Below are 20,523 nucleotides of genomic sequence, written 5' to 3'. Positions count from 1 at the left end.
CAAAGTTAAAATTAAATCCACTGGGAGACTGCTGTACATCTGCCAAGAATGTGAAGCTACATGGTTCTCGTCTGAGGCTGTAGGACTTGAGCCATTCGTGGATTTCGGAACATACATGGAAACCCTAGGGCTTCCACCATTGTGGAGTTCCCTGGATGTAGTTGTAAGTTGAGCCGCGTTACTTTAATTTTTTTATGCGCATTGCAAAAAAGCTATGGAAAAATCTACCGAATCTTAGTGAGGAAAAAATGTGCCTCTTAGCCATATTTTGCGAACACTCTGTAATTGATCATAAGTTCTAAGGATTATGCGTGAAGACCCACTTTATCAGGAAGCGGGCAGAGCGCATCTGTGAATTTTGATCCACACCAGTATCAAATTTGGATGCGGAGCCAGGCCATATTGAACATACTTTTAGAATAAAATTGCATATCTAAAATGCTCTATCCGAGTCTCAGATCAGGTCTCCTCTGAATGGCTGGTCAAGCTAGAAGCTATCTATTTAAGTAAATTTTATTGCAGCTGCTTCCTGAAGGTTACGAGAATGACGCTAAAAATTCGCTTTCCCAAGAATATGATAATTGACATGCTTCTTGAGAAAAGAAAAAACGCCATGCATTTTCCGGGTCTCAAGTGAATTTTAAATTCAGTTCTCTGACACAGTTCCTGAAGTGGCCGGCGTTGTCGTCGATTGGAGTCGACAGGAGCTCGAGTTAAGGGCTGTCGCAGTAGCCAGTTGTAGACACACTCATTTTGCCAACGCGCTTATAACGTTGAAGCATTTAAGTGGTAATCTCCAAGATAATTGATTTGGCGATGTTTTATGCGCGTTTCGGATGGTGCCAAGTACTGGATGGCGGAGAATACGCACCACCAGGGAAGTTCTGGGGTGAGGAGTAAAATCACTATCTTGACGTAGCTTTGCGACTGCTATCCCGAATTACCTTTTCCGGCAGTATGCTTCGCGCCTGACTAATAAGAAGCTCACACAATGACTGACACTGCTAGCATCCCTGTTCTCTCCGCCACCGAAGCCCGCGCCCTCGGCTGCCTGATCGAGAAGGAGGCGACCACGCCGGATGCGTATCCGCTCACAGTCAATGCGACGGTGGTGGCGGCCAATCAGAAGACCTCGCGTGAGCCGGTGATGACCTTGAGTCCGGGCGATGTGCAGCATGCGCTGCGGCAACTGGAGGGGCGCGGGTTGGTACGGCAGCAGTTCTCTTCGCGCGCCGAGCGCTACGAGCATCGTTTGGCGTCGGCGCTGGATCTGACCCAGCAACAGGTGGCTCTGCTCGGCCTACTGCTGTTGCGCGGCCCGCAGACGGTCAATGAGTTGCTGACGCGCGCCGAGCGTATGGCGCGCTTCGCCGATGCGGACGATGTCCGCCATCAGCTGGAACGGCTGGCGCAGCGTCAGTTGGCGGTGCAGTTGCCGCGTGCCAGCGGGCAGCGCGAGGACCGTTACATGCATTTGCTCACCGGTCCGGTGGATGCGGAGGCGCTGGCGGCCACGTTCAAGGCGCGGCCGACCGCCTCGGGCAACGATGAGTTGGAAGGGCGGGTGCAGGCGTTGGAGGCCGAGGTGGCGGAGCTGCGCGAGATCGTGGCGCAGTTGCAGGCGCAGCTCGCGCACGAGTGACGCTGCGTGGATGGGCTTCTAAACGAAGCCTCTGGTTAACCAAAGAACGCTCACTTGTAGGAGCGGCGGCAGACCCCCCCCCCGCAAAACCGCGGCAAGGCGCGTTACTACAGGTGCCCTAAACATCAAGGCACGCACCAAGCGCAGCGCCCCGCGATCGCAGGATCACCCCATCTCCACCTGCGGAATCACCGCCAGCATATCGGTGACACCGACATCGGCACCCGCCTGGCTCAGCAGGGTGGTGGCCTGGCCACGATGGTGGGTCTGGTGGTTGAAGAAGTGCAGCAGCAGGTCGCCGAAGCGCCGGCCGTGCGATTCGCCACGGGTGTTGCGATAGCGCAGCGCTACGTCGAGGTCATCGGCATGCAGTTGCGACATCCACTCGGCGATCGTCGTATCCAGGGACTCGCGTTGCGTCCGCAGGTCCGCCAGGCAGTCGGCCTGCGGCGCATCCAGGGCGGTGGGGACCGGCGTGGCGGCGATGGCCTGCAGCGCCGGGTGCCGTGCCGGATGCTGGGCGAAGCGCTGCAGCCAGATCGTATCGGCCACCACCAAGTGGTTGAGCGTGCCCAACAGCGACCCGAAGAAGGCGCCGCGCGGCTCGGTGATCGCGGCGTCCGGCAGGGTCGCGGCCGCGGCGTAGAGACGCTGGTTCATCCATTGGCTGTAGTTGGCGAACAGCCGCAGTGTGTGCAAGGTGTCCATGCTCAGGCGTGCTCCTCGGGTGCATCCAACTCGCAATGATACAGTTCGACCTCGGCCGCCTCCGGACTCAGGCGCACCCGCCCCTGGGCGACGAAGCCCAGCGCGGCGAGCAGCCGCAGCGAGCGCGCATTGCCCGGAGCCACGATGGCGTAGACGCGCGGCAGCGCGAGCACGGTGCGCGCGTAATCCAGCACCGCGCGCGCCGCCTCGCTGGCGTAGCCCTGGCCCGCATAGGGTTGCAGCAGGGCATAGCCCAGATCAGGGGCGGGAAGGGTCGGTCGCAGCACCAGCCCCGCCACACCAAGCCAGGCGCCGTCGTCGCGGCGCTCCACCGCATACAGGCCAAAGCCGTGCTCGGCGTAGCTGCGCACCGAGCCATCGGCGAGATAGCGGCTGGCCTGCGTTTCGTCGCGCACGCCGCGGTCGCCGATGTGCGCCAGGAAGCCGGGGTCGTTGAGCAGGGCCAGCATCGGCGCGGCGTCGCGCTCGGGGTCCAGTCGGCGCAGTACGAGGCGCGCGGTGGCGATCACGGTGGACATGCGGTGTTCCTGCGGGTCGGGGCGCCAGCGTGGCGCCGTCGCCGTGGCTTGGCAAGGGCGCAGGCGCAGCGCGGTTCCCGGCGTAGACGCTCCGAATGCCGTGAGTCCGGAAAGCACGAATGCCCCTACAAATGCCATGCACCCGACATCCCGGTCACAGGTAACAAACGTCTAGTTAACAGCTTCACATGGGGTGCCGGTATTCTGACGCACATGCGACCCATCCCCCGTCTCGCCACCGTCCTGTCCCTGCTCTCCCTGGCCGGCCTCGCCGAGGCCCGCGGCGTCATCGAAAAGGTGCAGATCCAGGGCCTGAACAAGGACGAGGACGCGGCGATGATCGAGAACATCCAGGTCTCGCTGTCGCTGTACGACGCCATCGGCAAGGACCAGGGCGAGTCGCGCCTGGAGTATCTGCTGAGCCAGGCCGAAAGCCAGACTCGGCAGGCGCTGGAGCCGTTCGGCTACTTCACTCCCAAGATCACCGTCGACGCGCCACGCCAGGACGACAAGCTGACCGTGGTGGTGCACGTGGACAAGGGCGAGCCGGTGCGGGTGCGCAATTTCCAGGTGGGTATCACCGGCCCGGCAGAGGACGACCGCTACCTGGGCGAGGACCTGAAGAACTTCCGCCCGCGCCAGGGCGACGTCTTCGTCAGCAGCGTCTACGAGACCAGCAAGGTCACCATCACCCGGCGCCTGGCCGAGCGCGGCTACTTCGATGCCGACTTCACCCAGCGCAAGGTCGAGGTGACCCGCGCCGACCACGCCGCCGACATCGACCTGAGCTGGGACAGCGGCCGCCGCTACAACATGGGCCCGATCCGCTTCCATCAGGACTACTTCAACCAGAAGCTGTTCGATCCGCTGGTGTACTGGAAGGAAGGCAGCTACTACCACGAGGGCAAGCTCGACCGCCTGCGCGAGTCGCTGGTCAAGCTCGACTACTTCAGCGTCATCGACATCCAGCCCAAGCCGGAAGAAGCCGACGCCAACGGCGACGTGCCGGTGGACGTCAACCTCACCCGCGCCAAGCGCAGCATCTACACCGCCGGCCTCAGCTACGGCAGCGAGAGCGGCGCCGGTGTGCGCCTGGGCGTGGACCGCCGCTACGTCAACGCGCGCGGGCACAAGCTCAGCACCCAGCTGGACTATGCGCAGAAGCGCAAGAGTTTCATCACCAGCTACCGGATCCCGGCGTTCCGCTGGCTCGACGGCTGGTACACCACCTCGCTGCGCGTCTACGACGAGCAGACCGACTACATCGACCTGCGCAACGTCAAGCTCACCGGCAGCCGCAGCGGCCAGATCAACGAGCACTGGACCGCGATCGCCTCGATCAACGCGCTGCGCGAACGCTGGCGCTACGCCACCGACGAGGTGTTCGACGGCGCGCTGTACCAGACCTCGACGCTGTTCTATCCGCAGATCGAAGCCGATTACGTCGGCGTCGACGACAAGGTGTTCCCGCGCAAGGGCTTCAGCGGCAACATCAGCCTGCGCGGCGGCGCCGAGGGTGTGGGGTCCGATGCCAGCTTCGTGCAGGCGCACATGCGGGTGAACTGGTTCCACGGCATCGGCGACAACGACCGCCTGATCCTGCGCGGCGAAGCCGGCAGCACCTGGACCGACGCGCTGGTGGCGATGCCGCCGAGCCTGCGTTTCTTCGCTGGCGGCGACAACAGCATCCGCGGCTATGCCTTCCGCGAGGTCGGCCCGCGCACGGCGCGGCCGGACCGCTTCGCGCTCGGCGCCAAGCACGTGCTCACCGGCAGCGCCGAGTACGAGCACTACTTCAAGGGCGGTCCATGGGGCGGCGCGGTGTTCGTCGACAGCGGCAGCGCGTTCGATGACACGCCGGACTGGCATACCGGCGTCGGCTTCGGCCTGCGCTGGCGCTCGCCGGTCGGGCCGGTGCGGGTGGACATCGCGCATGGCTTGAACGATCCCGACTCGCAGTTCCAGCTCTATCTCAACATCGGAGCCAACCTGTGAGCGCGCCGCTGGAGCCGACGTCGCCCGCCACGCCGCCGCCGCGGCGCCCGCGCTTCTACCGGCGCAAGCGCTTCTGGTGGGGCTCGGCGCTGACCGTGGCCGGCCTAGTGCTGCTGGCGGCGATCGCGCTGTACTGGCTGCTGCAGACCGTGGCCGGGCGCGACGTACTGCTGGCGCAGGTGGTGGCACGGCTGCCGGCCGGCTCTACGCTCACCTGGGAGCGCGCCGAAGGGCCGCTGGCCGGTCCGTTGATCCTGCACAACCTGGACTTCCGCTACAACGAGATCCACTTCACCGCCGAGCGCGCCTACCTGGATCCGGACATCCGCCCGCTGCTCGGGCGCAAGCTGCAACTGGACGCGCTGGAGCTGACCAACGCCACGCTTAACCTGGCCAAGAGCGACGAACCGTTCGAACTGCCGCGCTGGCCGCAGTCGCTGCCGCAGATCAAAGTGCCGCTGGCGCTGCAGGCCGACCGCATCGCCATCGACGGCCTGCGCATCACCCAGGCGCAGCAGCCGATGATCGACATCCGCACGCTGCGCGGTGGCGTGGAAGTGGCCAACGGCGAGTTCCGTGCCACCCAGGTGGTGGTGAACAGCGACCGCGGCGATTTCCGCGTCAATGGCGATTACCTGCCGGGACAGGACTACAAGGCCGACCTCACCGCCAGCGCCGTGCTGCCGGCCGCACGCGGGCGCACCCCCGCGCGCCTGGGTCTGGTTGCGCGCGGCGACCTGGACAAGATGGAAGTGGCCATCGCCGGCAACGCACCGGCGCCGCTGCGCGCCACCCTGGTGTTCACCGGCCGCACCGATCCGGTGTGGGAGTTCGCCGCCAGCAGCAAGGCGTTGGATCCGTCGCTGCTGGTGCCGCCGACCGACGACGCGCCGGCGTCCGTGCCGCTTGCCTTCGACCTGCATGCCAAGGGCAAGGGCGGCAATGCCGACCTGCAGGGCGAACTATCGCGCGACGGGCAAAAGCTCGTGCTCGATCCCTCGCACCTGAGCCTGGACAACCAGGTGCTCACCGTCGCGCCGCTGCAGCTGCGTGCGTTCGACGGGCAACTGCGCCTGCGCGGCACCGCCGATCTGCGCGACCCGGACAATGCGCAGCTGCGCTTTGCGGTCAACGCCAGCGGCATGAGCTTCGCCACCGCGCCGGATCCGTCCACTCCAGATGCACCGGCGGTGCCGATCAAGCTGGTCGAGGCCAATCTGGGCGTGGCCGGCACGCTGAAGCAATGGGCCACCTACGGCGAGGCCACCGTCGCCCGCGGCAAGGACAGCGCCAACCTGCAGCTGGACGTGCGCGGCGACGATCGCCAGGCGCAGTTGAAGCAGGTGCGCGCGACCATGCCCAGCGGCACCCTCGACCTGGGCGGCAACGTGGCCTGGGTGCCGGAATTGAACTGGGACGTGCAGGGCACGCTGGCCGGGTTCGACCCGGGCTATTTCGCACCGGGCTGGGACGGCAAGCTGTCCGGCACCTTCGCCTCGCAGGGCAAGCAGTTGCCGGCGCGGCCGGACGGCAGTGCCGCCGGCTACCAGGCCACGCTCGACATCCCGCGCTTGAACGGACGCCTGCGCAGCCGCCCGCTCGACGCCAACGCCAAGCTCGCCCTGCAGGGCAGCCAGGGCGAGGGCAAGCTGCAACTGAGCCTGGGCGACAGTCGCCTGCAGGCGCAGGGCAAGGTCGGCGACCAGCTCGACATCGATGCGCAACTGCAGCCGCTGCAACTGGCCGACCTGCTGCCCGGCGGCGCCGGCAGCCTGCGCGGCAGCGTGCAGGTCAAGGGCCGCCGCGACGCGCCCGATCTCACCGCCGACCTCACCGGCAGCGGCCTGAAATGGGACAGCTACAGCGCCGACAGCCTCAGCCTGCGCGGGCGCTTGCCCTGGCGCGGCAACGGCGGTGAACTCGCCCTACGCGGCAGTGCGATCAATGCCGGCGTGTTGCTGCAGACACTGAGCGTGGATGCGCGCGGCGCGGCCGAGAATCTGCAACTCGACGCCAAGACCGAGAACGACATGGGCGCGCTGGCCCTGGCCGGGCAGGTGCGCCGCGACGGCGCGCGTTGGCAGGGCGCCCTGAACACGCTGCGCATCGCCCCGGCCAAGGGCGAACCGTGGCAACTGCGGCAGGCGGCCAATTTCAGCGTGGCCGGCAGCGCCTTCAGCCTGTCCGAGAGCTGCCTGGCCCCGGGCAGCGGCGGCGCCTTGTGCGTGTCCGCCGACTGGCCGAAGCAGGGCCTGACCCTGCGCGGCGACGCCCTGCCGTTGGCGCTGGTGCAGCCGTGGCTGCCGCCCAGCAACGGCCGCAAGATGTACCTGCGCGGCGACCTGTCCATCGACGGCAGCTTCAAGCCGGCCGGCAACGCCTGGCAGGGTTCGCTGCGTCTGGCCTCGCGCGAAGGCGGCCTGCGCCTGGGCGACAACGCCCGCGGCGAACTGCTGCGCTACGACCAGTTCAGTTTCGTCACCGATTTCAGCGCCCAGCACATCCATTCCAAGCTCGGCATCGGCTTCCAGGGCGACGGCTTCGTCGACGCCACCGTCGACACCGGCTGGGACGCGTACGCGCCGTTGAATGGCGAGATCTACATGAACATGGCGCGGCTGTACTGGCTGGAGCTGTTCTCACCGGATCTGGTCCGGCCCAAGGGACTGGTCGAAGGCCACGTCAGCCTGCGCGGCACCCGCTCGCAACTGGCGATGGGCGGCGACGCCACGCTCAGCAACTTCACCGGCGAACTGCCGGCGCTGGGCCTGACCCTGAGCGAAGGCAAGGGCCGCTTCGACGCGCAGCCGGACGGCTCGGCGCGCATCGTCGCCTCGGTGAAGTCGGGCGAAGGCACACTCAACGTCGACGGCGGCCTGTCCTGGTACGGCGACCGCACGCCGCTGCAGTTGAACATCCGCGGCACCAACGTGCTGGTGTCCAACACCGCCGAACTGCGCGCGGTGGCCAATCCCGACCTGCAGTTCGGCATCGCCAACAAGACCATGATGCTGAGCGGCCAGGTCACCGTGCCGTCGGCCGACATCGACCTGGAGCGGCTGGATCGCGGCACCTCGCTGTCCGAGGACGTGGTGGTGCTGGACCCGGCCGACCCCGAGGCCACGCCGACCTCGCCGCTGGAAATGGACCTGCGCGTGACGTTGGGCGACCAGGTCAAGATGGCCGGCTTCGGCCTCAAGGGCGCGCTGACCGGCGCCATGCAGGTGCGCTCGCGGCCGGGCCGCGAAACCACCGCCACCGGCGGGCTGGACGTCAGCGGCAAGTACAAGGCGTACGGCCAGGACCTGACCATCACCCGCGGCCAGCTCACCTGGAGCAACAACATCGTCTCCGACCCGCGCATCAACATCCGCGCGCAGCGCCAGGTCGGCGACGTCACCGCCGGCATCGACGTCACCGGCCGCGCCACCGCCCCGCATGCGGACGTGTGGTCGGACCCGTCGATGTCGCAATCCGAGGCGATGTCCTACCTGGTGCTGGGCCGCAGCCTCAGCAACACCAGCAGCGCCGAGGCCGACCAGGTCACCGCCGCGGCCAGCGCCCTGTCGGCCGGCAGCGGCCTGCTCGCCTCGCAACTCGGCGCCAGGCTCGGCTTCGACGACGCCGGCGTCAGCCAGTCGCGCACCCTCGGCGGCTCGGTGGTGGGCTTCGGCAAATATCTCTCGCCGAAACTTTACGTCAGCTACGGCGTGTCGCTGATCGGCAGCGGCTCGGTCCTGACGCTGAAATATCTGCTGGGCCGCGGCTTCGACGCCGAGGTGGAATCGAGCACGGTGGAGAACCGTGGGTCGGTGAATTGGCGGAAGGAGAAGTAGGGACCGCAACGGTCACAAAAATCCCCTTGACAACTGTCTAGCTGGTTTAGGAAAGTGAAGCGCTAAAAAAACGCCGCCGTCCTGCATGTATGGTCGGCTGCGGCGCTAATTTTCTTTTTCAGTCAACGCGTTACGCGGCGTGCCACCTGTACGATGTGACCACAAGTCGTTGGTCATGCCGCAACATAGGCGGCGCGCGCGCCACAGGGGGAGTTTTGAACAAGTTGCTCTGTCAGGCCGCACTGGTCGGCGCGACGCTTTGCGCGTTTTCGATTGCGCACGCGCAATCGGTTATCGATCAATACAATAGATCGGTAAAAACCAGCATGGACATTGCGCCGCTAGGCCCGGATGCCTTTGGAGAGCAGGTCTCGATGCTTGACGGAGCGCTGTCCTTCCGGCAAGTCGACGTGTCCGTGGAATTGAATAGCGGCCTTCCCATGTCGATAGGAAGAACGCTGAGCATTCAAGATCAAATGCCTGATCAGCAGGGCCGAAATACATATCGGAATGGTTCACCATTCGGGTTGATGTGGGATCTGGATGTCCCTTACCTGAAAGTAGTAGCTGATGCACGCACCGGTTGGCTTGGTGTGGACGGGAGTGGGAACCGCTGCAGCAAGGGCGATGCGGCGCCTCCAGTACAGGGCGTTACGCCTTTCAGCATGGTCTCATACAGTTCGGAATATTACTACACAGGTGTTTATGCCAATATACCTGGGCGCGGTGCGGAGTTTCTGAGAACACCTTTCGGCCACGCGATGCCAAATGACGGCAACGCCTATAAGAAAGTTTCAAGATCCAACTGGCGCGCCACTTGTACGCCCAGCATTAAAAATGGTACGGGTGAAGGTTTCGTGGTGCTTCTGCCGGACGGAACAAGATTGACGTTTGATTGGATGGTGAGTAGGCCAACCACGTATTTGCTTGAAACCAACTGCCCCCATGATAACGGTTCGGTTGTGGCAAGTACCTTGGCTTTGAATAATATGCCAGATGTTCCTTCCACCCAACACTGCCAGATCTATGTTTCGGTTCCGCGCAATGAATATTTTCTATTTGCCACCAAGGCCGAGGATCGATTTGGTAACGCAGTTTATTATGATTATAATTCCTCCAGCCCGTCGAGATTGACTGCCATCCGAGCCAGCGAGGGACCAAGTATAAGTTTGAATTACAACGACTCGGGCCAGATTGCCTCCGTATCTTTGAATGGGCGAAGATGGATCTATGGTTATGATACTTATGGCTCGGCCAATAGGCTGCGCTCGGTAGCTCTGCCGGACGGAAGCTCTTGGGCGTTCGACTATGAGTCTGATTTCAAGCATGTGCTTACAGCAAATACCAATGAACTGTGGGGGCATTGCAAGCTTAATCTCGGAACAAAATATTCAGAAACAGCTCCGGGAGCTGGTGAGGACGCGTGGATACAAATCAAGCATCCCTCTGGACTAGTTGCAAAATACTGGGTTAGAAAGTTGATCCACGGTACGAGGCAGACGCAGGACGACCCCTACGAGTGCACTCTCCAGCCTAAGCAGGAGGGGCCCTACGGCATCGTTAACTTCTATCTTTATATAAGCGAATCTAGCGCTTACCAAATCGCTTCCCTGTACAAAAAGTCTCTGTCCTCTTTGACTACGAACACACAAGAGTGGACATACAACTATAGCCCTGGTTGGCAGGCGCCATATACATCGGTAACGTCTGTCACCGATCCGGCAGGTAGGATCCATCGCTATTACTACGGTACCGATAGGAAGATCAATTACGGCCAGTTGCAGCGCGAAGAAACGATCAAGGACGGTGTTGTCGCTGGTTCCGTATCGTACGAGTATGCCCCAACCAGTTCGTCGCAGAAGTATCCCAAACATGAAGGGGGCGGGTACTCCGTGGACAGTCAGGGCTGGGCAGGACCGTTTACGGGCCAGATGCATCCGCTGATCAGGAAAACGATCGTGCAGGACGGCAGTACCTATGTATGGGAAGTCAGATCCGACTGCGATAGTGGATATTGCTTCGATCAGTTCATGCGCCCGACGGCGATCAACAGCTATTTCCAGTAGGTCAAGGACGTTCACAGGGGCGCATATGCGAGCAATTTCTACCTTCATCGTGCTGACGGTTGGCGCATGCGGATTTGCATGTGCCGCAAGCAAGCAGGAAAAGACAACGTACTACGACAATCTATCGTCGTGGGTATTGGGCCAGGTTGCCGATATCACCGATGTCCAAACCTCCATCGTGGAGGTCAAGTACACCTATGATGCGGCATCGTCATTGCCGATCCAGGAGTATCGTTTTGGCAAATTGGTCACCACATCGAGCTACAACGCAGATGGCACATTGGCGTCGTTAAAGGATGGGAACGGCAACGTCACCGCAATGTCAGGCTGGAAGCGTGGACTGCCGCAAAGCATCACATTTGCCGATGGGACGAGACTTTCGGCCTCGGTCGACGACAATGGTTGGATTCGGGCTGTAGTCGATCAACTCGGTAACGTCACGACCTACGACTACGACGCGGTCGGACGGCTGACGAACATTGCGTACCCTTCTGGCGACAACGTGGCATGGAACGCCACCGCATTGTCGTTCTCACAAGTCAACGCAACTGAATACGGTCTTGCTCCAGGCCACTGGAAGCAAACCCTGTCGACAGGCAACGCGCGCAAGGAAACCTACTTTGATGCGCTCTGGCGTCCGATCGTCACGCTCGAATACGACGCCGGTGCGGGCGCGACACAGCGGTTCCAACGCTTCGCTTACGATCAGGATGGCAGGCAGATCTTCGCTTCTTACGCCGGAGTGACGGATAACCTGACCACTGGTACATGGACGACCTACGACGCATTGGGGCGCGTCGTGTCGGTGTCGCAGGATTCGGAACAGCAGTTGCTCACAACGCTGACAGAGTATTTGCAGGGCAATCAGACCCGTGTCACCGATCCGCGTGGCAATCAGACGGTGACCGGCTACCAGGTCTTCGACAAGCCCGATTACACCGCACCGATCTGGATCCAGCATCCGGAAGGCGCTTACACCGACATCAACCGCGACATCTTCGGCAAGCCCTTGTCAATCCGCCGCCGTGACGCCAATGGCGCGGTGTCGGTGACCCGCAGCTATGTCTACGACGGCTATCAGCAACTATGCAAAACGGTGGAGCCGGAAACCGGCGCTACTGCCAATGGTTACGATGCCGCGGGTAACCTCGTTTGGAGTGCGTCGGGCCTCTCGTTGCCCAGTAGCACGTCCTGCGATGCGGATGCCGCATTTGCCTCCGGCCGCCGGGTTGATCGCAGCTACGACGTGCGCAACCGGATCAAGGCGCTGAGCTTCCCGGATGGCAACGGCAACCAGGCCTTGAGCTATTGGCCCGATGGTGCGGTCAAGCAGATCACCACGCTTAACAACGGGATCGCCACCTACAACAGCTACGCTTACAACAAGCGTCGCCTGCTGATCGCCGAAAGCCAGGGCCAGGCCGATGGCGAAACCTGGGCGATCGGCTACGGCTACAACGCCAATGGCCATCTTGCGGCGCATCGCTATCCGTCCGGACAGACCGTGGATTACGCGCCCAATGCCCTGGGCCAGCCCACTCAGGCCGGAAGCTACGCTACCGGGGTGAGTTACTACCCGAATGGCGCGATCAAGCAGTTCACCTATGGCAACGGCATCGTCCACACCCTGACGCAGAACGCGCGCCAGCTTCCCGAGACCAGCCAGGATGCCTATAACGGCGTCGCGTTCCTCAGCGATAGCTATAAGTATGACGTCAACGGCAACGTGGCCAGCATCAGCGATGGCGCCACCGGACGGGATGGCCGCGGCAATCGCAACATGACTTACGACGGTCTGGATCGCTTGGTCAGGGCCGAGTCGCCGATGTTCAGCGTCGCGACCTACAGCTACGACGTCCTCGACAACCTGACCCACGTCGTCGCGCCAGGCCGCGATCACTACTACTGCTACGACGCCAACTGGCAGCTCACCAACGTCAAGACCGGCAGTTGCGGCGGCAGCACGGTGATCGGCATGAGCTACGACCCACAGGGCAACCTCAGCAACAAGAACGGCCAGGCCTTCGTGTTCGACTACGGCAATCGCCTGCGCCAGGCCACCGGCAAGGAGACATATCGCTACGACGGCAACGGCCGCCGCACCTTGGCGCTGCAGAGCGCCGGCAACATCGGCTCGCTGTACGACCAGTCCGGGGCGTTGCGCTTCCAGAAGAACCTGCGCCAGTCCAAGTCCACCGACTACATCCTGTTGGGCGGCAGCCTCGTCGCCGAAGCCGACTGGCCGCTGGGGCAGGCGCTCTCGGTCAAGGACTACGTGAACTGGAACCCGGTCTCTGGCGCGACGCGCTATGTGGTGGAAGAGAGCGTGGACGGCGTGACCTGGACCGCTGTTTACGACGGCGGCCAGGGTAACTGGACCTCGTTGGTCAGGCCGGCGGGCACATACTCGTACCGCGTGACTGCGTGCACGGCAGACGGTAACTGCACCGCGGCTTCTAACGTAACGCACGATCAGCGGCCTGCTGTTGACATCGTGCCGCTGCTGTATCAGCTGCTGCTGAACAGTTGATGCTTGCGGCGCCGGAAGAACGGCATCCGCAATCTAATCTTTAACTTCTTAACGGAGAACTTTTATGCGTTTGATCTTGATGTTGGGGTGTGCGCTGTTCTGGATGTCTTACAGCGATTCGGCGAGTGCCTTGCAATTCATCACGGGCAAGGTGACGCAGATCGAAGCGACCTACATGCCTACCCAGATCCCTTTTATCCTGAGCGAGGGAAATGCCACGTGCGCCGCCGGAAAGCCGGTTTATTGGGCAAAGGATCAAGAGAACAACAAGGCGATCTACGCGATGTTGATGTCAGCATTCGTCAGTGGGAAACGCGTGACCTTGATCATGGACGACAGCGACACGTCGTGTACGGGGAAGTTCATCTACATGGTTGAGTGAGTTTGCATACAAGCTAGACCAATTTTCGGAAAGCACCACTCAGTACAAAAAGAGAGTTCGAATTATGAGCGCTAGATGGAGTGTATTGGCAATTTTTGCTCTTTCGAGCGTACAAGCATCGGCAAACGAATGGATGCAGAACGTCGAGGTAGTGCAACTGGGCAACTACCAAGCCAATGCGAGCCACTTCATCTGGTTGTCCTCCATACCTGCGGAGTGCAAGGCTACCGCACCAGGAAATCCCGTCTTACAATTTCAGGAGGACCAGCCGGGCGGCAAGGCATTGCTTGCGACATTCATGACGGCATTGATCAACAAGCGAAAGATCGATGTGCAGACTAAGGATTGTGCCATCGTCGAGGTCTACCTTAAGTAGGACGCGCATCTTACGCGAACAGAAAATATGGTTTGTACTGCACTCTGCAGTGCTGCTAGGGGAAGCGTTGTCGGTCTGACTTCTACTGGAAAATTCGACTCTACATCGCACATCTATGGTTCAAACTCGTAAGGACGAGTGATGTCAAATTTCCAAGGAATTCGTGCGGCAATGCGCCTGATGGCTGTAGCCGCCCTTTCATTGCTTTTTGGGTTTGGCGCTTCGGCGCAGACGATCCGCTACATCCATACGGACGGTTTGGGATCACCAGTGTTGGTGACGGACAAAGATCGCAACGCTGTCGAGCGCAGTGAGTATGAGCCGTATGGCAGTTTGTTGAATCGCCCTGTTTGGGATGGGCCCGGCTATACGGGTCATGTCATGGATGCGGCGACCGGGCTTGTCTACATGCAGCAGCGATACTATGATCAAAGCATTGGAAGATTTATCAGTGATGATTCAGTTGCCACAGAATCCATTTCTGGTTCTAATTTCAATCGATATAAGTATGCCAGCAATAACCCGTACAAGTTCACTGACCCAGATGGGAGACAGGATAGTGTTGCGGCTGAAAGATCTTACGGTGCAGCTGTTGGCTACATGCTTCGCAACGACCCTGAAAGGTTAAAAGTTTGGGAAGGCGGAGAGCGCGCAGCTACAACCACGGCGGGAGGTGGAAAAGCTGCGCCAGCCGGCGCAGAGACAGGGAAGGCAGTCGGTGATTTTATAGACAAGGGAGATTATTCAAATTCAGCAATAGCAAGCATTGTTTTAAAAGCAGCTATAGGTGGAGCTCTTACTGGAAGAGCAAAGAACAAGCTTAAGCCGGATTCAAATGCAGGTGGCGCGCACTCAGTATTGAAACGTGATGTCAATGGCAAAATAACGAATACGGCGACATATGAAGTTAATCCGAAAAATCCTTCAGGATTTCAGCAGGTGAAGCGTGTAGATGTGACAGGTAGCGAACACAGAAATTCCGATGGTACGGTAGTTCCCACGCCGCACGTAAGTGAAGGCGGAGGCAGAAATGTTAGGCCGGCGGAACCAGACGATCTTCCGAGGCAACGATGAACGAACAATTTGAAAAATTACAAAAATGGTATTTATCTCAGTGCGATGAAGACTGGGAACATACTTATGGCGTGGAAATAAAGACGCTGGATAATCCTGGCTGGATTTTGAGAATAGACATCTCCGATACTGAGCTTGAGGGGATTATCATGCAGAGGAGCATTATTGAGCGAAGTGAGATCGATTGGATTCAATATGAAGTCACGGGAGATAAGTTTGTGTCCTGCGGAGGGGCATTGAATTTGGCAGAAATGGTAGATGTTTTCCTGCGGATAGCGGAGGCCGATAAAAGTTAGGTGGCAGATGGGCTTGGCTTTGTCGTCTTTATAGGATGGCCAGCATGATCGTGACGACTTTTTCGCAAGCATGATTTGAATGAGGACTCCTACTCTTGTGGAGTAGGAATTTTGGCGTGATGAGCGTGCTGGGATACCAAATCGCTTGAAGGAGATGGAGACCGAAAATCGCCTGTTGAAAAAGTGCCTCAAATTGAACTGCACGAGTGCAGCACGGCGTTGAGGCGTAAGCGTAAGAAGACGCTGGTCGGCGTGCCGTGCATCCTTGCTGCGACCGATGGTGGCCAACGAGGTCTGCCATGCACTTTGTCTTCGATTGCACGGCGTAGTTGGGGTGAGCAGGGGCCATATCATCGTCGACAACGCCCCAAACTAAGCGGTCGTCAAAAGGTCAAACGCCCAATTTTAGGCTATGTTTTCACGTGAGTCCTCAGTCGCCTTTCGCTCAATGCGGTATGTCCAAACGTGAGCCGCAACGACAATGGCAGAAAATTCTGCGGCAGGGCGATGGGTAGATGGGCATACGAATGCGGTATGCAGATGTGGCTGTCCTTTGATGGCAATTTGTCCTACAAGGGCCTCAACGAAAACTGGGTCATCACTGCTGTATGCGCCGGCCGTCATCGAACCCGGCGATGCTTGGTAAAGAGGTGTAAGCAGAAAAAGCAGCTGGAGGTGCGGCGCGCGCCCCTATGCCCAGCATGGACGAAACTCCTACGATCAAGGCTGAACTTTTGAACGCGATCGCTACCCAAGGCGGTATACCTCTATGGGATGCTAGATTTTGTCTCCATACTTGGCCGGCCCATTTGATCGAAAGAATTAACGCGTCTTAAGTAATTGGTGCCATCTCTTTGTAATCGCAGTTCTTTTATAGGGCGGAGTCTAGTACTAAGCGGGTTGCCCTTAGGCGCGATCAAGCTTCCATAGGTGGCTGGATATGGAGTCGAAGTACTATCATCCTTCAAATAGCTGGTCTGTTGAATAATTAATCCGTCGCGACTTATTTTCTCGGAGAGGAGGTCACCGAAATCCTGCGTGTAGGAGTTGCCAAATATATACTGGATGGATGACCCGTCAGGCTGCTGGACTGTGGTAACAGAAGTACAGCCAGAGCTACATCCATTGTCGAACGACCACCTGGGCTGATAGCTATAACTCCAGTTCAACTCATCGATTCCCGGGCCGCTGATCTTTTTGGCAATGATGGAGCGTGCAAGGTAGGCATTTGGAATGCCGTAAGAACCAAACCAAAAATCGCTGGAGCTGGAACCGAACAAGCCGCAGCCGCCGGGTGTATTGTCGGAGCCGTGAACCAAGCTGCGTATCGTGAACTCGCCTTGCGCGCCACTCGGATGGCGCATAGTGATCACATTCACATAAGCGCTATCGGCGGGATCTTGAGAGCGGAAGCCATTCGCTGATTGCGCGCAACTATTCATATAGAAGCTAGCAGGAAGCGTGGGAGGAACCATGTACCATGACATTACGCCGTAATTCACGGCATTATTCACAGGAAAGCTCCAGTGCGACTGATCCGGCAATGCGACATCGGAAAGTTTCTTGCCATAGTAGGTATCGATGTATGTATACCTCCACACCGATGCTCCGCTGCGAACCTCAGAAACCTTCCCAGTTCCGTCATATGACACGTCAATACGTGCTCCATCGCTGGACACCATAGACGTAAGTCTACTCGGATTTTGTGGGTCGAAATTGTAATTTATGTAATTACCAAATCTGTCTTCTACCTTGCTCGCATAAAGAAAGACGTCCATAGTTGGTACAAGTGTCATAGCGGGACTTGTACCATCACCGTTTGCATCCCGGTAATATTCAGAAACCAATACATCGGCTGCATTGCGTGTCGCCATCCAGTCGAAGTAATATTTATTCCCATTGGGCGTGCGAACTATAAATCCTTCGCCCGTGCCATTCCGAATACTGGGCATGCAGCTTACACGCCAAAAACCATTTGCTGCCCCAATGTAGTTGGCGCCATCCTGAGGCACGGGTTGGCCAGAAACCAGCTTCAACAAGCTTTCGTATCCAACACCAGGTGCGTTGATGAATATGCCGCTCCAATACATTTCGGAGGACATGACACGAGTATTGTAATCGGGGGAAGGGCCGACTCGTTCTGATGGTGCGAGCACAGGGCTACTACAACGCGCCAAACTGCCTCGTGCATCCCATCCAGTACGGGTATCGTAAGTCCCCATCATGTAAGGAATATCGATCTCCCAACCAGCTCCTAGCGGCGCTGCAGCTCGATCCAGCCCTTGCTTCTGGCGAGGGGTGTGCCTTGTGAAGTCCAGGCGTAAGTTGCCATTTATCGGCAGAGACACATCCGTTTGCGAAAACTGAACTGTGCCATCCTTCAGATTAATGCTGTCTCCAAAAAGATCATTGTTCAGCGCAGAGACGGAGTTAGCCTTTCTAAGTCTTTCATCATAGGTCTTTTCAGTGCTGACGTACTGCGCACTTGCAGATGTTGAGAAAAATAAAAGCGCCAACGCCGTGTACTTCACAGTATTCCCCCATTTGGAGCTATAAGTTTTAATGCCCACGAAACTAAAAGCTAGGAGTTACATATTGCTTCCTCTACTCAATAGGCTTTGCTAAAGCGCCGCAATACCTACTGAGAGCCCCAGCATGACACTAGCACGCCAGCGCGAAAAGAACTAGACAGATGTTGGATTCAAATGTGGCGGCGCTCTCAGTGGTGAGCAGGTTGCGGTAGAGAAATTTGATTCAAGGTTATGTCGCGGCAAGCGTCGGGAAGTTCATTCATTTATTTATGCATTCTGTTGATGGCTTAAAAATTTCCAAAGCTGATGCAGGGTTGCATGCATGCATTTGGTTGTCCCTCCACCTTGCTCACGCTAAGGTCAGAGATCTATCCCGTGCCCTAACTCGTATGCTCCTTCCCAACCGTCTCACCGCCGCACTCACCCTAAGCCTCGCCCTCACCGCCACCGCCCATGCCGACGAAGGCATGTGGATGCCATCGCAGCTGCCGGAGTTGGCCAAGCCGCTACGCGAGGCCGGGTTCCAGGGCGATCCGCAGGCGCTGGCCGAGGTCACGCAGCCGCCGTTAAGTGCGGTGGTGAAGGTCGGAGGCGGGACCGGGGCGTTCGTGTCCGGGGACGGGTTGCTGTTGACCAATCACCACGTCGCCTACGGGGTGATCCAGTACAACACCTCGGCCAAGGAGAACCTGATCGAGAACGGGTTCATTGCGCGGGATCGCGCCGACGAGCGTGCGGCCAATCCGGATTTCCGGGTGCTGGTGACGGTGGGCTTCGACAAGGTCACCGATCAGGTGCTGGGGCCGGCCAAGGGCAAGACCGGGCGCGCCTACTACGATGCGTTGGATGCGGCGAGCAAGCGCATCGTCGCCGACTGCGAGCGCGAGGCCGGGGTGCGCTGCAGCGTGGCCAACATGTATTACGGCACCGATTTCTACCGGATCCGCCAGTTGGAGCTACGTGACGTGCGTTTGGTGTATGCGCCGCCGCGGGCGATCGGCAACTACGGCGACGAGATCGACAACTTCATGTGGCCGCGGCACAGCGGCGATTTCACCTTGCTGCGCGCCTACGTGGGCAAGGACGGCAAGCCGGCGGACTACAGCGCCGACAACGTGCCCTACCAGCCACCGGCGCATCTGCAGATCGCCACCGATGGGCCGAAGGCTGGCGACTTCGCGATGCTGGCTGGTTACCCCGGCATCACCTACCGGCATCGCACGGCGGCGGAGTTTGCCGAGCAGGTGGAGGCGACGCTGCCGCAGCGGGTGGCGGTGCTGGACCAGTTGATCGGGGTGATCGAGGCGGCGGGCAAGGCCGATGCGGAGGCGCGCACGCGCTACGCGTCGCAGCTGCAGTCGCTGAAGAACAATCGCAAACGGGCGGCCGGCGAACTGGAAGGGCTGCAGCGTAGCGATGCGGTGCGTCTGCGCGCGCAGGACGAACGCGGCATGCTTGCCGCGACCCGCGGCAGCGATGCGCGCGATATCGCCACGCTGCAGAAGGTGCTCGGCCAGGCGTCGGCGTTGCGCGAGCGCGATCTGCTGTTGGGCTTGATCGCCACGCAGACCCAGGCGTTGCGCTCGGCGCTCACGCTGGAGCGACTGCGGCTGGAGGCAAGTAAGCCCGACGATCGCCGCGAGAGCGGCTATCAGCAGCGCGACCTGGCGCTGATCGAGGGCATGCTCAAGCAGGTGCAGCGGCGCTATTCGCCGACCGTGGAGAAGGCGCTGCTGACGACGCTGGTGACACGCTATCAGCAGTTGCCGGATGCGCAGCGGGTGCCGGAGTTCGATGCGGCGTTCGGGCGGACCCAGGCGCAATTGCAGGTGGCGCTGGACAAGGCCTATGCCGGCACGGCGCTGGGCACCGAGGCCGAGCGCCTGTCCCGCTTCGCTGCCGCGCGCGAGGGCAAGGCGCCTGCGGCCGATCCGTTGCTGACGCTGGCCGCCACGCTGGTGCCGGCGCAGCTGCGGCTGGACGACGAGCGCAAGGCGCGCGAGGGCGAGCAGTTGCGGCTGCGCCCGGCCTACATGCGTGCACTGTTCGCCTGGCGCAAGCAGCAGGGCCGAGCGGTGTATCCGGATGCCAACAGCACGCTGCGGATCAGCTATGGCCGCGTCGAGCCGCTGGCGCCGCGCGATGCGGTCAGCTTCGCGCCGCTGACCACGGTGGCCGGCATCGTCGAGAAGAACACCGGCAAGGAACCGTTCGATGCGCCCAAGCCACTGCTGGCGGCGATCGCCAAGGGCGACTTCGGCAGCACGGTCGATCCGCAGTCGAAGACGCAGCCGGTGAACTTCCTGACCAACCTGGACACCACCGGCGGCAACTCCGGCTCGCCCGTGCTCAATGCGCGCGGCGAGTTGATCGGGCTGAACTTTGACAGCAACTGGGAGGCGGTCAGCGCCAGTTGGTGGTACGACCCGCGCTACAAGCGTGCGATCCACGTGGACATGCGCTATCTGCGCTGGCTGATGGCCAAGGTGTATCCGGCGCCGCAATTGCTGAAGGAGTTGAACGTTCCGCAGGAGTGATTGGGCGGGTT

13 protein-coding genes are annotated in these 20,523 nt (G+C 60.1%); 10 read left to right on the top strand and 3 right to left on the bottom strand.

Annotated elements, in window-relative coordinates:
* Positions 1-991 precede the first annotated feature (991 nt).
* Positions 992-1,642: a DUF480 domain-containing protein gene (locus J7357_RS06845; protein WP_209245527.1), complete on the top strand. Its 651-nt coding sequence runs from the start codon at positions 992-994 to the stop codon at positions 1,640-1,642.
* Positions 1,643-1,807: 165 nt separating this feature from the next.
* Here J7357_RS06845 and J7357_RS06840 read toward each other — a convergent pair whose 3' ends face one another.
* Together J7357_RS06840 and J7357_RS06835 are read right to left on the bottom strand one after the other, a co-directional pair.
* Positions 1,808-2,350 (bottom strand): DinB family protein, encoded by a 543-nt coding sequence (locus J7357_RS06840; protein ID WP_209245526.1) that lies wholly within the window; start codon positions 2,348-2,350, stop codon positions 1,808-1,810.
* 2 nt (positions 2,351-2,352) lie between these two features.
* Positions 2,353-2,889, bottom strand: a complete 537-nt coding sequence (locus J7357_RS06835; protein ID WP_209245525.1) for a GNAT family N-acetyltransferase — start codon at positions 2,887-2,889, stop codon at positions 2,353-2,355.
* Positions 2,890-3,102: 213 nt separating this feature from the next.
* Here J7357_RS06835 and J7357_RS06830 point away from each other — a divergent pair, with 213 nt between their 5' ends.
* The 8 genes from J7357_RS06830 to J7357_RS06795 all read left to right on the top strand — a co-directional run bounded on the left by J7357_RS06830 (position 3,103) and on the right by J7357_RS06795 (position 15,444).
* Positions 3,103-4,884: an autotransporter assembly complex family protein gene (locus J7357_RS06830; RefSeq protein ID WP_209245524.1), complete on the top strand. Its 1,782-nt coding sequence runs from the start codon at positions 3,103-3,105 to the stop codon at positions 4,882-4,884.
* On the top strand, positions 4,881-8,720 hold the full coding sequence (locus J7357_RS06825) for a translocation/assembly module TamB domain-containing protein (protein ID WP_209245523.1): 3,840 nt from the start codon (positions 4,881-4,883) through the stop codon (positions 8,718-8,720). The genes J7357_RS06830 and J7357_RS06825 overlap by 4 nt, the downstream gene beginning before the upstream one ends.
* A 215-nt stretch (positions 8,721-8,935) precedes the next feature.
* Positions 8,936-10,786 carry a hypothetical protein gene (locus J7357_RS06820; RefSeq protein ID WP_209245522.1) on the top strand — a complete coding sequence of 617 codons (1,851 nt, stop codon included), beginning with the start codon at positions 8,936-8,938 and terminating at the stop codon, positions 10,784-10,786.
* A 25-nt stretch (positions 10,787-10,811) separates the two neighbouring features.
* A complete protein-coding gene (locus J7357_RS06815; RefSeq protein ID WP_244667333.1) occupies positions 10,812-13,316 on the top strand; it encodes an RHS repeat protein in 2,505 nt (834 codons plus the stop codon).
* A gap of 64 nt (positions 13,317-13,380) precedes the next feature.
* On the top strand, positions 13,381-13,698 hold the full coding sequence (locus tag J7357_RS06810) for a hypothetical protein (RefSeq protein WP_209245520.1): 318 nt from the start codon (positions 13,381-13,383) through the stop codon (positions 13,696-13,698).
* A gap of 64 nt (positions 13,699-13,762) precedes the next feature.
* Positions 13,763-14,074, top strand: a complete 312-nt coding sequence (locus J7357_RS06805; protein ID WP_209245519.1) for a hypothetical protein — start codon at positions 13,763-13,765, stop codon at positions 14,072-14,074.
* A 141-nt stretch (positions 14,075-14,215) separates the two neighbouring features.
* Positions 14,216-15,148, top strand: a complete 933-nt coding sequence (locus J7357_RS06800; protein WP_209245518.1) for an RHS repeat-associated core domain-containing protein — start codon at positions 14,216-14,218, stop codon at positions 15,146-15,148.
* A complete protein-coding gene (locus tag J7357_RS06795) occupies positions 15,145-15,444 on the top strand; it encodes an immunity 53 family protein (RefSeq protein WP_209245517.1) in 300 nt (99 codons plus the stop codon). The genes J7357_RS06800 and J7357_RS06795 overlap by 4 nt, the downstream gene beginning before the upstream one ends.
* A 767-nt stretch (positions 15,445-16,211) precedes the next feature.
* Here the strand turns inward: J7357_RS06795 and J7357_RS06790 are convergent.
* Positions 16,212-18,014, bottom strand: coding sequence for a wall associated protein (locus J7357_RS06790; protein ID WP_343237397.1), 1,803 nt, complete (start codon positions 18,012-18,014; stop codon positions 16,212-16,214).
* A 350-nt stretch (positions 18,015-18,364) separates the two neighbouring features.
* Between J7357_RS06790 and J7357_RS06785 the strand changes: the two genes are divergently transcribed.
* A complete protein-coding gene (locus J7357_RS06785; RefSeq protein WP_209245516.1) occupies positions 18,365-20,512 on the top strand; it encodes a S46 family peptidase in 2,148 nt (715 codons plus the stop codon).
* The last annotated feature ends 11 nt before the right edge of the window (positions 20,513-20,523 follow it).

The organism is Xanthomonas sp. D-109, assembly GCF_017746095.1.
Taxonomy (GTDB): Bacteria; Pseudomonadota; Gammaproteobacteria; order Xanthomonadales; family Xanthomonadaceae; genus Xanthomonas_A; species Xanthomonas_A sacchari.
The sequence above is the reverse complement of the archived record's forward strand: the minus strand, read 5'-3'. Positions and strand labels throughout refer to the sequence as shown.

Coding starts and splice junctions, on each gene's coding strand:
- J7357_RS06845 (WP_209245527.1), top strand. CDS start 992: ATGACTGACACTGCTAGCATCCCTGTTCTCTCCGCCACCGAAGCCCGC.
- J7357_RS06840 (WP_209245526.1), bottom strand. CDS start 2,350: ATGGACACCTTGCACACACTGCGGCTGTTCGCCAACTACAGCCAATGG.
- J7357_RS06835 (WP_209245525.1), bottom strand. CDS start 2,889: ATGTCCACCGTGATCGCCACCGCGCGCCTCGTACTGCGCCGACTGGAC.
- J7357_RS06830 (WP_209245524.1), top strand. CDS start 3,103: ATGCGACCCATCCCCCGTCTCGCCACCGTCCTGTCCCTGCTCTCCCTG.
- J7357_RS06815 (WP_244667333.1), top strand. CDS start 10,812: ATGCGAGCAATTTCTACCTTCATCGTGCTGACGGTTGGCGCATGCGGA.
- J7357_RS06810 (WP_209245520.1), top strand. CDS start 13,381: ATGCGTTTGATCTTGATGTTGGGGTGTGCGCTGTTCTGGATGTCTTAC.
- J7357_RS06805 (WP_209245519.1), top strand. CDS start 13,763: ATGAGCGCTAGATGGAGTGTATTGGCAATTTTTGCTCTTTCGAGCGTA.
- J7357_RS06800 (WP_209245518.1), top strand. CDS start 14,216: ATGTCAAATTTCCAAGGAATTCGTGCGGCAATGCGCCTGATGGCTGTA.
- J7357_RS06795 (WP_209245517.1), top strand. CDS start 15,145: ATGAACGAACAATTTGAAAAATTACAAAAATGGTATTTATCTCAGTGC.
- J7357_RS06785 (WP_209245516.1), top strand. CDS start 18,365: ATGCTCCTTCCCAACCGTCTCACCGCCGCACTCACCCTAAGCCTCGCC.